The organism is Flavobacterium procerum, from assembly GCF_042431625.1.
In the GTDB taxonomy this organism is placed as follows: Bacteria; Bacteroidota; Bacteroidia; order Flavobacteriales; family Flavobacteriaceae; genus Flavobacterium; species Flavobacterium procerum.
In genome coordinates this window covers 204,281-217,944 of the sequence record NZ_JBHLYW010000007.1, presented here as the reverse complement: position 1 = coordinate 217,944, position 13,664 = coordinate 204,281, and the positions used below count along the sequence as shown (strand labels likewise).

Annotated in this window: 17 protein-coding genes; 9 read left to right on the top strand and 8 right to left on the bottom strand. The window is 34.2% G+C overall.

What is annotated here, in order from left to right; genetic code table 11:
* Positions 1–127 precede the first annotated feature (127 nt).
* The 4 genes from ACFFLS_RS06555 (at position 128) to ACFFLS_RS06540 (ending at position 3,904) form a co-directional block, all read left to right on the top strand.
* Positions 128–1,906 carry an ABC transporter ATP-binding protein gene (locus tag ACFFLS_RS06555; protein WP_379685734.1) on the top strand — a complete coding sequence of 593 codons (1,779 nt, stop codon included), beginning with the start codon at positions 128–130 and terminating at the stop codon, positions 1,904–1,906.
* Positions 1,907–1,976: 70 nt separating this feature from the next.
* A complete protein-coding gene (locus tag ACFFLS_RS06550) occupies positions 1,977–2,345 on the top strand; it encodes a PUR family DNA/RNA-binding protein (RefSeq protein WP_379686379.1) in 369 nt (122 codons plus the stop codon).
* A 165-nt stretch (positions 2,346–2,510) separates the two neighbouring features.
* Entirely contained in the window at positions 2,511–3,335 is an 825-nt protein-coding gene (locus tag ACFFLS_RS06545; RefSeq protein ID WP_379685733.1) for an alpha/beta hydrolase, read from the top strand.
* A gap of 23 nt (positions 3,336–3,358) precedes the next feature.
* A complete protein-coding gene (locus ACFFLS_RS06540; RefSeq protein ID WP_379685732.1) occupies positions 3,359–3,904 on the top strand; it encodes an RBBP9/YdeN family alpha/beta hydrolase in 546 nt (181 codons plus the stop codon).
* Between the two features lie 90 nt (positions 3,905–3,994).
* On the opposite strand, the gene ACFFLS_RS06535 is transcribed toward ACFFLS_RS06540, so the two are convergent.
* Positions 3,995–4,330, bottom strand: coding sequence for a tRNA-binding protein (locus tag ACFFLS_RS06535; protein WP_379685731.1), 336 nt, complete (start codon positions 4,328–4,330; stop codon positions 3,995–3,997).
* Positions 4,331–4,465: 135 nt separating this feature from the next.
* Between ACFFLS_RS06535 and ACFFLS_RS06530 the strand changes: the two genes are divergently transcribed.
* From ACFFLS_RS06530 to ACFFLS_RS06520, 3 genes are all read left to right on the top strand, one after another.
* The gene (locus ACFFLS_RS06530) at positions 4,466–5,359 is read left to right on the top strand and encodes an alpha/beta fold hydrolase (RefSeq protein WP_379685730.1); all 894 of its coding nucleotides are present in this window, start codon (positions 4,466–4,468) and stop codon (positions 5,357–5,359) included.
* A 127-nt stretch (positions 5,360–5,486) separates the two neighbouring features.
* Positions 5,487–6,041 carry a thioredoxin family protein gene (locus ACFFLS_RS06525; protein WP_379685729.1) on the top strand — a complete coding sequence of 185 codons (555 nt, stop codon included), beginning with the start codon at positions 5,487–5,489 and terminating at the stop codon, positions 6,039–6,041.
* A 378-nt stretch (positions 6,042–6,419) separates the two neighbouring features.
* The gene (locus ACFFLS_RS06520; RefSeq protein WP_379685728.1) at positions 6,420–6,815 is read left to right on the top strand and encodes a GreA/GreB family elongation factor; all 396 of its coding nucleotides are present in this window, start codon (positions 6,420–6,422) and stop codon (positions 6,813–6,815) included.
* A 105-nt stretch (positions 6,816–6,920) separates the two neighbouring features.
* On the opposite strand, the gene ACFFLS_RS06515 is transcribed toward ACFFLS_RS06520, so the two are convergent.
* The 7 genes from ACFFLS_RS06515 to ACFFLS_RS06485 form a co-directional block, all read right to left on the bottom strand.
* Positions 6,921–7,229 (bottom strand): cytochrome c, encoded by a 309-nt coding sequence (locus ACFFLS_RS06515; protein WP_379685727.1) that lies wholly within the window; start codon positions 7,227–7,229, stop codon positions 6,921–6,923.
* 97 nt (positions 7,230–7,326) lie between these two features.
* Complete coding sequence (locus tag ACFFLS_RS06510) at positions 7,327–8,259, bottom strand: peptidylprolyl isomerase (RefSeq protein ID WP_379685726.1); 933 nt, start codon at positions 8,257–8,259, stop codon at positions 7,327–7,329.
* Between the two features lie 43 nt (positions 8,260–8,302).
* Complete coding sequence (locus tag ACFFLS_RS06505; RefSeq protein WP_379685725.1) at positions 8,303–9,457, bottom strand: MFS transporter; 1,155 nt, start codon at positions 9,455–9,457, stop codon at positions 8,303–8,305.
* A 197-nt stretch (positions 9,458–9,654) separates the two neighbouring features.
* Positions 9,655–9,996, bottom strand: a complete 342-nt coding sequence (locus ACFFLS_RS06500; protein WP_379685724.1) for a cupin domain-containing protein — start codon at positions 9,994–9,996, stop codon at positions 9,655–9,657.
* Positions 9,997–10,002: 6 nt separating this feature from the next.
* Positions 10,003–10,869: a Zn-dependent protease gene (locus ACFFLS_RS06495; RefSeq protein ID WP_379685723.1), complete on the bottom strand. Its 867-nt coding sequence runs from the start codon at positions 10,867–10,869 to the stop codon at positions 10,003–10,005.
* A 12-nt stretch (positions 10,870–10,881) separates the two neighbouring features.
* Positions 10,882–11,754, bottom strand: coding sequence for a sugar phosphate isomerase/epimerase family protein (locus ACFFLS_RS06490; protein ID WP_379685722.1), 873 nt, complete (start codon positions 11,752–11,754; stop codon positions 10,882–10,884).
* A 40-nt stretch (positions 11,755–11,794) separates the two neighbouring features.
* Complete coding sequence (locus ACFFLS_RS06485; protein ID WP_379685721.1) at positions 11,795–12,154, bottom strand: hypothetical protein; 360 nt, start codon at positions 12,152–12,154, stop codon at positions 11,795–11,797.
* Positions 12,155–12,352: 198 nt separating this feature from the next.
* Here ACFFLS_RS06485 and trmD point away from each other — a divergent pair, with 198 nt between their 5' ends.
* Together trmD and rplS are read left to right on the top strand one after the other, a co-directional pair.
* Entirely contained in the window at positions 12,353–13,033 is a 681-nt protein-coding gene (trmD, locus tag ACFFLS_RS06480; protein WP_379689249.1) for a tRNA (guanosine(37)-N1)-methyltransferase TrmD, read from the top strand.
* 243 nt (positions 13,034–13,276) lie between these two features.
* Positions 13,277–13,627: a 50S ribosomal protein L19 gene (rplS, locus tag ACFFLS_RS06475; RefSeq protein WP_057124480.1), complete on the top strand. Its 351-nt coding sequence runs from the start codon at positions 13,277–13,279 to the stop codon at positions 13,625–13,627.
* Positions 13,628–13,664 lie beyond the last annotated feature (37 nt).

Sequence of the window (13,664 nt, the reverse complement as noted above, 5' to 3'; positions counted from 1 at the left end):
TAATTTTTTATCCATAAAATAACAATACAACAATCGTTTTGTTTTAACTAAATTGTGCTTTACAATCATTTTAATTCAAAGTTTTTTATAAAACGCAATTAGTTTCAACATAAGATTTCTTAAAAAAATGAAAGAACTAAGCTATTTAAACAAATATTTCATAAAATACAAATACAGTTTTTCTTTAGGAATTTTAACAACCATTATCGCACAAATATTCTCCTTGTTTACGCCGAAACTTGTAAGCAAGTCTTTTGATGCCATAGAAAGGTTTGACAAACTATCTCCTGCAGAACAATCTTCGTCGACAGCAATAAATCTTTTTCAGAACGAATTAATTCATAACGTATTGTTAATCATAGGAACAACGATTGTAGCTGGCTTCCTGACATTCTTGATGCGTCAGACTTTAATTGTAATGTCTCGTCATATTGAATTTGATTTAAAAAATGAAGTCTTTAGGCAATATGAGATACTATCACAGAATTTCTACAAGCAAAACCGTACAGGAGATTTAATGAACAGAATAAGCGAAGACGTTTCTAAAGTCCGTATGTATGTTGGGCCAGCGGTAATGTACACCATCAATACGGCAATTCGTTTTATCATTGTGATCATATTCATGTACAGTGTTTCGCCGCTGCTTACTTTATACACCATTTTACCGCTTCCAATCTTGTCATTTTGTATTTTTAAGCTGAGCTCCGAAATCAATAAAAGAAGCACTACTTTCCAGCAGTACTTATCAAAAGTTTCGAGTTTTACGCAGGAGATATTTTCTGGAATCCGTGTAATCAAAGCTTATTCTTTAGAAAATCAGCATCAGAATAATATGGTGGCGCTGGCAGAAGAAAGCAAAAGCAAGAGTCTTGATTTGGCCAAAGTGCAATCTCTTTTTGGTCCTTTGATGATTGCCCTAATCGGAATCAGCAACTTGGTTGTTATTTATTTTGGTGGCGTAATGTACATAAACGGCTCAATCCCAAACATCGGAACGATTGCAGAATTCATATTATACGTCAATATGTTGACGTGGCCGGTTGCCTCTCTTGGCTGGGTTTCGTCGATGGTTCAGGAGGCCGAAGCTTCTCAAAAACGTTTAAATGAATTTTTAAAAATTGAACCAGAAATCAAAAACAACAACGAAGGAAAATCTGAAATAAAAGGAACAATTACTTTCGAAAATGTGAGCTATACCTACAGCGACACCAACATAGAGGCGCTTCAAAATGTTTCTTTTACAATAAAAAAAGGAGAAACATTGGCCATTTTAGGCAAAACCGGTTCTGGAAAATCGACCATACTTTCATTAATTTCAAGACTATACGACGTAACAAAAGGACAGCTTTTGATTGATGAAAAAGAAATCAGCACCTTAAACTTAAACAACCTTCGAAACAGTATCGGAATTGTTCCTCAGGATGCTTTTCTCTTTTCTGATACAATCAAAAACAACATCAAATTCGGGAATCAGCAAGCTACTGATGAAGAAGTTATGGAGGCTGCAAAAAATGCCGTTGTTCATGACAATATCATTGCTTTTAACAAACAATATGAGACAATTTTGGGAGAAAGAGGAATCACATTGTCAGGCGGACAGAAACAGAGAGTTTCTATTGCAAGAGCCATTATCAAAAATCCCGAAATTCTTTTGTTTGATGACTGTTTATCGGCCGTAGACACCGAAACGGAGGAAACTATTTTGAATAATTTATTTGAAATCTGCAAAGATAAAACCACGATAATTGTGAGTCACCGGGTTTCATCTGCAAAGAACGCAGACAAAATTATTATTCTTGAAGATGGTAAGATAATTCAACAAGGCACTCATAATCAATTAATAAATCAGGAGGGCTATTATGCATCGTTATATTTAAAACAACTTTCGGAAAAAGAATTACTTTAATTGTTGCGTAATAGATATTTTTTTATGATTTTTGATTACTATTAATTCCAAAATAATGATAGAACGTATTATGAGAGAAAATGACATGTTAGAAAAAGAAGAGATTTTTTCTAAAGTATTACGAGCCGGAAGAAGAACTTATTTCTTTGATGTAAGAGCAACCAAAGCTGACGATTATTATATCACAATTACCGAAAGCAAAAAATTTACAGAAGAGGATGGTTCGTTTCACTTCAAAAAACACAAAATTTACTTATACAAAGAAGATTTTGGTGCCTTTGCAGAAATACTAGAAGAAATGACTTCATATGTCTTAAACCACAAAGGCGAGGAAGTAATTTCTGAAAGACATCAAAAAGATTTCAAAAAAGAATACGGTTCAGATAAGATTGAAAGCCCAAGATCAAGCTTTACTGACATTGATTTTGACGATATATAATCAAACATAACTTGAAAAAAGTACGAGTCCAATTTGTTCCGCATTTTGGACTTTTTTTATAATTTTAGTTATGAGTTAACGCTAGATGTTAGATGTTAAATGTCTATTTCTAAATCCTTATAAACTTATAACTCTCGACTTGTTACATTTAATTTCCAAAAAAAAATGAAAAAAATAGTCCTTCTTCTAAGTTTCTTTCTTTGCTGGATTTCATTATCTGCACAGAATGTAGAATATGAAACGAAAAACAACATTCAATATTATAGTGCATCTGTAAATAAATCTGATAAGTATATAAACGAAAGATGTGTACTTGATATTTATTATCCAAAGAACAAAACAGGATTTGCAACAATTGTCTGGTTTCACGGAGGCGGACTGACGGGAGGAAACAAAGAAATTCCAGACGCTTTAAAAAATAAGGGATTTGCCATAATTGGAGTAAATTATAGGCTTTCGCCGAAAGTTAAGGCCGCAAAAGCAATTGAAGACGCTGCCGCTGCAGTTGCCTGGGCATTTAACAATATCGCCAGCTATGGTGGAGACAAGTCTTCTATTTTTGTTTCTGGACATTCTGCTGGAGGATATTTGGCCATGATGATTGGTTTGGATAAAAAATGGCTTCAAAAAGAGACTATCGATGCCAATCAAATTGCAGGTTTAATTCCGTTTAGCGGACAGTGCATCACACATTTTGAAATTAGAAGAGAAAACGGAATTCCAGAAAAACAACCAATAATTGATGCTTTTGCACCGCTTTATCATGCTCGTGCAGACGCTCCACCTTTGCTACTAATTACAGGCGACCGTGAGCTGGAGATGTTAGGCCGTTATGAAGAAAACGCATACTTGGCCAGAATGATGAAATTGAACGGACACAAACAAACTAAACTTTACGAACTCGACGGTTATGGTCACGGAATGACAGAACCTGCTTTTCCGCTATTGGTAAATGAAGTAAACCGAATACTGAAAGAACTTAAAAAATAATCACTAAATAAAAATCCACGGCAATGGAAACACAACTCTTAATTTTACCCGGACTTGGAAATTCGGGCGAAAAACACTGGCAGACTTTCTGGCACGAAAAATTTGAAAATTCAATTCGTATTGTACAGGATAATTGGGACGAACCCATTCGCAAAGAATGGATTGCGAGGTTAAACGAACACGTTTTAAAACTTGACAAACCAACTATTTTAGTTGCACACAGCTTGGCAGTTTCTCTTGTTTTACATTGGGCAGAAGCACATAACAATCCTTATATTATCGGCGCTTTTTTGGTCGCTCCTGCAGATGTTGATTCTCCGGAACATACACCTGATAGTATTCGGAATTTTGCCCCGATGCCCGTTTATAAATTACCTTTTCCATCGGTAGTTGTGGCTAGCGAAAATGACCCTTACGCTTCTTTCGAAAGAAAAAGACACTTTGCAGAAGCCTGGGGAAGCGATTTTGTAAATGTTGGACAACAAGGACACATCAACTCCGATTCTGACCTAAAATATTGGGAAGAAGGACAAACTATTTTACGTGATTTTCTTTCTAGAATAACTTAGAAAAAAGTGGTCAGTGTTCAGTCTTTTTTTAGTGTTCAGTCTTTTTACTGATTACTAAAAAACTGAACACTAAAAACTAAAAACTGAAAACTAACCTATTCGAAGTCCGTTTTCAATCTTAAAATCTGGAGACAATAAAATCACGTCTCCGTCCTCTCCTATTGCTCCCAAAACAAGGCATTCACTCATAAATTTTCCGATTTGTTTCTTCGGAAAATTTACAACCGATACAATTTGGCGGTTCACTAAATCTTCTTTTTTATACCTTTTAGTAATTTGAGCCGATGATTTTCTGATTCCGATTTCGGGTCCAAAATCAATTGTAAGCTGAAAAGCTGGCTTTCTGGCTTCGGGAAAATCGTTTACCTCAACAATTGTCCCAATTCGCATATCGGTTCTTTCAAATTCATTCCAAGTTAAATCCATTCTATTCTAAATTAAGATTTAATTACAAACCTATAAATTTTGTAATGAAGTAGTATAATTCTATAACCCTTTTTTTGAACTACGGCTCTAATTTTACGGGACTTGTAATTGAAACTAACATTAAAAGTATAGAAAATGGAAAATAGTGTAATGAATGCCAGTCCATCTCTAAGAGATTATGATTTTGATATCAGACAACACAATACAGATAAATATATAGAAACAGCTCAAAACGTAAGACTTTATGTGAAAGATTACGGCAAAGGAAAACCCGTAATCCTAATACATGGATGGCCGTTATCAAATGAAATGTGGGAATACCAAATTGAATTTTTGGTACAAAACAATTTCAGAGTAATCGCTTATGACCGAAGAGGTTTTGGAAAATCTTCACAACCTTGGAACGGCTATGATTTTGACACTCTTACTGATGATTTGAGCGAAATTATAGAACAACTTCAATTAGAAGAAGCAACTTTGGTTGGCTTTTCGATGGGCGGTGGCGAAGTCGTTCGTTACTTTAGCAGACATCACGGAAAAGGCGTTGCAAAAGCCGTTCTAGTTTCCTCTATCATTCCGTTTCTATTAAAAACTGAAGACAATCCTGATGGACGTCCAGTAGAAAAAAGCGAAAGCACAGCTGCATCTATAAATGAAGACAGAATTGGTTTTCTAGATAATTTTGGCAAAATCTTTTTTGGTGTTAATATTATCAACAAACCCTTAAGCACTCCGCTGTTAGAATACTACAGAAATTTATGTTCTGTAGCTTCGCCTAGAGCAACATTGCAATGTGCAGCATCTTTAAATACAACCGATTTTAGAGATGAATTGAGTTCAATAAAAGTCCCAACTCTAATTATTCATGGAGATGACGACAAAATAGTTCCGATGGAACTGACTTCTAAAAAAGCTTCAGAATCTATTGCTAACAACACTTATATTGTTTACGAAGGTGCGCCACACGGCTTATTTTACACCGAAAGAGAAAAATTAAATGAAGATTTACTTGACTTTCTAAATTCATAAACCCTTCATATTATCTGGAGAATTGCGTTTTGACTAACTGATGATTCTCCGGATATTTTTTTACACTTGTGCGCTTTTATTTACAGAATAATAGTTCTATTTTTGAAAATCTAATTTCTGACTGAAAATGGCACAGACACCTTCAAACATGATTCCTTTGGGAACAATAGCTCCTGAATTCTTTTTGAAAGATACTAATTCAAACAACACTTTTTCGTTTGCAGATTTAAAAGGATCACAAGGGACTTTAGTGATTTTTATGTGTAATCATTGTCCGTTTGTATTGCACGTTATCAAAGAAATTGCAATGATTGCCAACGATTATCGTGTTCAGGGAATTGGAATAATTGCTATTTCCAGCAACGATATTGTAAAATATCCACAAGATTCTCCAGCATTAATGACAGAATTTGCATTAGAAAACAAAATCGATTTTCCATATCTGTATGATGAGAGTCAGGAAACTGCTAAAGCCTATCAAGCAGCCTGTACTCCAGACTTTTATTTATTTGATACCCAAGATAAATTATTCTATCGAGGCCAATTAGATGATTCGAGACCTGGAAACGGAATTCCACTCAGCGGAAGCGACCTTAGAGGTGCCATTGATGCCCTAATTTACAACAGAAGTTTGAAAGAATTGCAGAAGCCAAGCATTGGCTGCAGCATCAAATGGAAATAACAATTGCTTATTTTCAAAAAGATTCCCTATCTTTGCAAATCAATTTAATCATCCTTATGGGAAATAAAATACCATTTACAGCCTCTAGAAAGTCGTTTTGCTTTGCAAAACCGCTTGACGCTGTAATTATTTCACATAATAAGGCCTTTATTAATTAGGCCTCCGTCTACTTCAATTTTCTTCTTTTTGACGGAGGATTTACATCAAGCTTAAACATTTATTTATTTGACAAAAATCAATTTTGGTCAGATATTTTTTTGTTTTTCCAATTTAAGCATTTTCGATTATTGTTTTTTTTAAAGATTAAAATGCATTTGTTTATAAATCCATAAGAAGAAAAAATTACTTAAATAGTATAACAATAAATTCAATATAGATATGAAACCAACACCCACTTTCTGTAAATCAGATTATCAATTTTTAAGAGAATTGATTTTAAAAAGTAAAAACTCAACAAATACTAAAGAAGCCAATCAGCTTTCGCAGGAATTAGACCGTGCAGTAATCAGTAAAGAAAGCGAATTGGACAGTTCTGTAATCCGAATCAATTCTATAGTAACAATTGAAGATGTAAAAGCAAATAAACAAATGAGAATTCAAATTGTTCTACCATCTTCTGCTGACATCAAACAATCTAAAATTTCAATTCTAGCACCTTTAAGCGTAGCTATTATCGGCTTCAAAGAAAATGATGAAGTTGATTGGGAACTTCCAGCTGGAATAAAGACTTTAAAAGTAATAGCTGTAGATAATTCGGCTGTTTCGCATTCTTAACTTTTTAAACACCTCATTCTTTGACGGTGTTTTTTTTATATCTATCTGAAAATAAAAAAACTGTTCGATTGAACAGTTTTTTTATGCTTTTTTCTAAAGTCACAATTACAATTGTGAATGTATATAATTGGTAATCGAAGCCATTTTCACATCGTCTAACTTCGCTTTTTTCTGCATTCTTACCAAAATTGGAGCCCATTTTTCTTTATCAAATTTTTTCGGCTCATACAATTTATGACATTTTGCACAGCTGTTTTCGTATAGATTTTTACCTTCCAACAATTCTGGAGTTAAAGCAACCTCTTCTTTCACTTCTATGCTCTTTGGTGGCGCTTCAGCAACTGCCGTTTTTTGTGTTCCACAAGAGAATAATACAATTGTAGCAGCACTTAAAATTAAAATTTTTGATTTCATTAATTGTCTCTGTTTTTTTTGAGTAAATATAAAAAAAATCCCATTCGCAGGCCGAATGGGATTTAATATCAAGACAATTTATAATTGGTCTAAATTCTTATTTTACGTCCATTAATTCAACGTCAAAAATTAAAGTTGCGTTTGGTGGAATAACCCCTCCTGCTCCAGATGGACCATAAGCTAAATCAGATGGAATTACAAAACGAGCTTTGTCTCCAACTTGCAATAATGCAATACCTTCGTCCCATCCTTCGATAACTTGCCCAATTCCTAATTTGAATTCGATTGGTTTTTTACGTGGGTAAGAAGAATCAAAAACTTTTCCGTTTTCTAAAGATCCTTCGTAGTGAACAGAAACTGTTTTTCCTGCTTCCGCTCTCTTACCTTCACCTTTTTGGATCATTTTATAACGCAAACCACTTTCAGTTTTATCAAAACCAGCTGCTAATTGTTCCATTTTTGCTTCAGATTCTGCTTTTAAAGCTGCTTCTCTTTTTAGACGAGCACCTTTTAAACCGATGAAAGCTTCAATCGCATTCCATTTTTGAGCTTCTTCACCTACTCTGATAATCTCTAGAGTATCTAAAGCATCACCTTGAGCAACAGCATCAACAACATCCTGTCCTTCGATAACATGACCAAAAACAGTGTGTTTCCCGTCTAACCATGAAGTCGGTACATGTGTGATGAAGAATTGAGAACCATTACTTCCTGGCCCTGAATTTGCCATAGACAAAACTCCTGGACGATCGTGTTTTAGGCTTGGATGAAACTCGTCATCAAATTTATATCCTGGATCTCCAGTTCCAGTTCCTTTAGGACATCCTCCTTGAATCATGAAATCAGCAATAACTCTATGGAAGTTTAGACCATCGTAGAATTTTTGTCCTTGAGGCTTTACTTTATTTTCCATATTTCCTTCCGCAAGAGCCACAAAGTTCCCTACAGTTCCTGGTGTTAAATCGTGTGTCAATTTTACTAAAATCGAACCTTTGCTAGTGTTGAATTTAGCGTATATTCCGTTTTCCATTGTTGTAATTTTTAATTTGAACGCAAATTTACAAATTAATTTTTTAATCAATTTGTGCTTTTTGCTTTTTAGATTTTGATTTATAGGTTAGTCCGTAAACTGCTAATGACAGCAAAGATAAAACCATGCATCCTATTGTTACAGCGTGCCATCCTCCTAATTTCCATAGTAATAATCCGTACGCAGATCCAGCGGCAGTTCCTAAAAAAGTAAGCGACATAAATACAGTATTTAATCTGTTTCTAGCTTCTGGCATTAAAGAATAAACACGTGTTTGATTGGAAATATGGACACCTTGAATTCCAATATCAATAAATACGATTCCGATTGCAATTCCGATTACGCTTTCAATTGAAAAGTAAAAAATCAAGAAGCTTATTAGAATCAATAAAATACCGTAACCCACTGCAATTCTTGAATTTCCTTTGTCTCCAAGTTTCCCAACTAAAGGCGCAGCTAAAGCTCCAGAAGCGCCTACAATTCCGAACAAACCAATTGTAGCACTATTGAAGTTAAATGGTTCTCCAGAAAGCAATAAAACCATTGTTGTCCAAAACGCTCCAAATTGGGCAAAACTAAAAACATTGATTGCCGTTGCTTCGCGCAAAACTGGCTGTGTTTTTATCAGTGTAAACAAAGATTGAATTAACTGTCCGTAAGTACCTTGAAACTGAGGTTTATTAACTGGAAATTTACTTTGAATGACAAAAAAGATCAAAAGACAAATTCCGGCCGCGATATAAAACATGGACCTCCAGCCTAAAACCTGACCAATAAATCCGCTTAAAGTTCGCGAAAGCAGAATTCCAACTAAAAGACCACTCATAATAGTTCCAACGACTTTCCCTCTTTGTTCAGGAGCACTTAATGAAGCTGCCAAAGGCAAAATCAGTTGGGGCACGATTGAAGTGATCCCGATTAGCAATGAAGCAATCTGCAATACTAGAAAACTCTTGGCTGTTGCGGCAACCAATAGCGCCAATACCGTTGCAAAAGTAGTCATTAGAATCTGCCTTTTTCGTTCTATTTTATCACCAAGCGGTACCATAAAAAACAAACCAATCGCATAACCTGCCTGAGTAAGATAGGTTATTGTCCCGGCATTGGCTTCAGGAATTTTAAATTCGTTGGCAATTAAAACAATCAAAGGCTGGCAGTAATAAAGATTTGCAACTATAAGACCAGTGCAAACTGCCATAAAAAGTACATTTGTTTTGGATAAATTCATGCTGCAAAAATACCACTCTAATCTTTAGCAAAACTTTAAAAAATACATAAATTTTAAGATTTTTATAAACCATATAAGCGATATAAGTTCATTTAACATCTTTGAGAATCTGTAAATTAAACTTAAATTCTCTTAAATCACTTATATGGTTATTTTTTTCAAACCTCTTAGTAATTTAAAAAGTCTTCTCGTGCAGGACTGAAAACATCTGTCAGCATTCCGGTTTCTTGGCATACAACTCCATGAATCGCATGAGGAGGAATGTAAAAACTGTCGCCTTCTTTTAGAGCTTGCGTAACTCCATTTATGGTAACATCAAATTTTCCGCTTGCTATATACGTAACCTGTGTGTGATAATGCTCATGTAAAACACCTACTGCTCCCTTTTCAAAATGAACATTGACAAGCATTACACTTTTGTCAAAAGCCAAAATCTTGCGTTTTATTCCTTCACCAACTACTTCCCACTCTATTTCGTCTCCTTTTATAAATTCTTTACTTGTTTTCATTTCTATTTATTTTTTAATTTCTTCCAGATCTTTTTCCATTAAAGCTAAGCCATCAGTCAAATGATTCTCTTTAAAATATTTTTCTAATTCTTTTAGCCTTTTTAGATTATCGTATTTAAATCCTGAATTTAATTTCCTTTGGCAAATTGAACACAATCTAAGTGAATGTTCATCAGTTTCACTCAAACTATTCGTTCCATTCATAACACAATCTGCATCAATACAATGATGTAAACCAAACATATGTCCGATTTCATGAGAACAGATTTTAAGCAATCTTTCTAAACATAAATTAAAATCTTTACCCTTTAAGCTTTTATCCTGAAGTCTATAAATCGAACTTACGCCTATTTTATCTCGATACGAAGCTAGCCCAAAAACAAACGTCCATTCTGGTTTTGGATACAAATCTTTTTCTGTTAAAGCCATTAATGCTATTCCGTTCTGGGGTCTTTCTTTTTTCAAAACACTATCCAAAATAAAACCCGCTAAAAATTGTTCCTGTTTCTCCGTACCAATTCTTCTAGCCTCTTTTGAAATAATAGCATTTGATGCATTTTTCTGAACCTTTGTTTCTAATTGAAAAAATATTTCTAGATACTGACGAACCAATTCAATTTGCCGAATCTGCAGCGAATCGAATTCACCTATTGGCTTTAAATAAATAATGTTATTTTCTTTTGTCGGAATTACATGTTTTGACTTAGAGAATTGCTCAAAAGTTTGTCCTTTCTCTTTTCGAGAATACAACCAATCACCAGGCTTTGGAGGAAAAAGTTTAATATCATTTTCTGCAATACTATCGAAGTAATCACTTTTCTTCGAATTACAAGAACAAACAAGCAATAAAAGGAACAAAACAAATCTCTTCATAAATCAAATTTACTAGATTAAGTTTTTAGAAATAAAATCACAACTGCTTTTTATGGACTGGAAAGAATCAAGAGCAAAATTATTTTCCTGCTCAACAAAATAATATTTCATGCCCGATAATGAAGCTTCTTCAAAAATAGCTTTAAAATCGATGCTGCCGTTGCCTACTTCTGTATTTAAGGTCGGATTATTTTTATCCATGTCTTTTACATGCCATAATTTGAACCTTCCTGGATTTTCTCTAAATAGCTTAAGAGGGTCATTTCCAGAATGAATAACCCAGTACAAATCTAATTCAAAATAAACGGAGTTTTTATCGGTTTCGCTAAGAAGAATTTCGTATCCTGTAATCCCGTTATGTTTCTGAAACTCAAAATCGTGATTGTGATAAACAAGCTGTAAATCTGATTCCCGACACAATACAGCAGCTTGGCTTAACCTTGAAGCAATGATTTTATAATCCTGAAGATTTCTCCGAAATGGTTCATCGACCCACGGAATGGTAAGATATCTACTTTTTAGGATTTTAGCGGCTTCAATAGAAGCCTTTAATTCAGATAGATCTCCGTCTACTAAAAAGGAACCAGAGTTATAATGTCCGCTTACGGCTTTTAGTCCATTAGCGTCAAGCATTTTTTTCAATTCAGTTGGAGTAACACCCCAAAACTGATCTTTAGTAGAAAAGCCATACGTTTCTACAGACGTAAATCCTGCCTTAGAAACTTTTTCTAAAACAGTTTTTACGTCTTTCGATAATTCATTTCGAAGCGTGTACAACTGTAGGCCAATATCTCTTTTTTGTGAATTAAAAGCCATTGCTGGCATTGCTAAAATCCCTACTGTTGCTAAAGTACTGTTTATCATAAATGCTCTTCTTGAAATCATTTCTTTCTTCAATTAAAGAACACAAATTAAACAAAGTAAATTATTTTAGCGCACTAATTGCTATCATTTTTTTACTGTCAATAGTCTGTGGCGGAAATTTTTGCTTTTCACTTTTCCATGAGTAAATATTTCCTTCTTTATTCACAAAGATATAATTGTAATTCCAATAAGAAGGTCCGGCAATCCTAGAACCGTTTTGACCTTCATTGGTAACAAAAAACTGTTCAGCATATATAAGAACCTCTCCATCACGATTATCTGTTAAAGTTCTAAGAGGAGTTCCAAATTTTGTAATCATTTTCTGCTTAGTCTGACCGACCCATTGCTCAGAGGCATTAGAGCTAGTAGCGCAAGAAGCCAGCAAGGCAAGTAAAAATCCGACAAGTATTGCGTTTTTCATATGATTTTTTATTTAATTTTTTAAAAATTAGCATTGTAGCTTTTTAAAATTACACATTTAAAATTCAAAATTCAAAATAAAACACGTTATTATAGTATTAAATTTTATACGGTTTTCAAACTTTCGCTATTCATTTTTTAAAAGCGAAAGCTTCTACATTTTTAGTTTGTATCTTTGGCCCTTAAAGTTTTGAATAAAATGCGAATTGACATTATAACAATTTTACCTGAATTACTGAGAAGTCCTTTTGAAGCTTCGATTATGAAACGTGCTATTGACAAAGGTTTGGTTGAAGTTCATTTTCATAATCTGCGTGATTACACAACCAACAAACAGAAAAGCGTAGATGACTATCAATTTGGAGGCGGAGCAGGAATGGTAATGATGATACAGCCTATAGACGACTGCATAACACATTTGAAAAGCCAGCGCAATTACGACGAAATTATTTATATGTCTCCTGACGGTGAAACGCTGAACCAGAAAATGGCCAACAAAATGTCGATGTACGAAAACATTATTATTTTGTGCGGACATTATAAAGGAGTCGACCAAAGAGTGAGAGATCATTTTATTACGAAAGAAATTTCAATTGGCGATTATGTTTTATCAGGAGGAGAATTGGGGGCGATTGTATTATCTGATGCTTTAATACGTTTAATCCCTGGAGTATTAAGCGACGAAACTTCAGCTTTAACCGATAGTTTTCAGGATAATTTATTATCTGGACCAATCTACACAAGACCTGCTGATTACAAAGGCTGGAAAGTTCCTGAAGTCTTAACCAGTGGCCATGCCGCAAAAATTGATAAATGGCGCGAAGACATGGCATATGAACATACAAAAAACAGACGACCAGATTTGCTAGAAGATAAATAGCATCAGTGTTCAGTTTTTTAGTATTCAGTCTACCGAAGCAATTTTAAGTAATTCTAAAAACTGAATACTAAAAAACTGAACACTGCAAACTACAACTAACTTTCATTTTATCAGCAATTTAAAAAACTGGGATTTGGATTTTGTTTATTGATTTTTTTAACTACATTTGCACCCGAATTAGACCAACCTCTGGCGAAACACGTGAATGTTGCTTTAAATAAACTATAATCATAAAAATATATCATGGCAGATTTATTAAAATTCGTTCAAAACGAATTCGTTGCTAAAAAAGATTTCCCAGATTTCGGAGCTGGAGACACTATCACAGTATTCTACGAAATTAAAGAGGGTGAAAAAACAAGAACTCAGTTCTTTAAAGGAGTTGTTATCCAAAGAAGAGGTTCTGGTAACACAGAAACTTTTACAATTCGTAAAATGTCTGGAGCTATTGGTGTTGAGCGTATCTTCCCAGTAAACTTGCCAGCTTTGCAAAAAATCGAAATCAACAAGAAAGGTGCAGTTCGTAGAGCTAGAATTTTCTACTTCAGAGAACTTACTGGTAAAAAAGCTAAGATTAAAGATAAAAGAAGATAATTATTTATCTAAATGTTATAAAAAACTCGTTTCATAT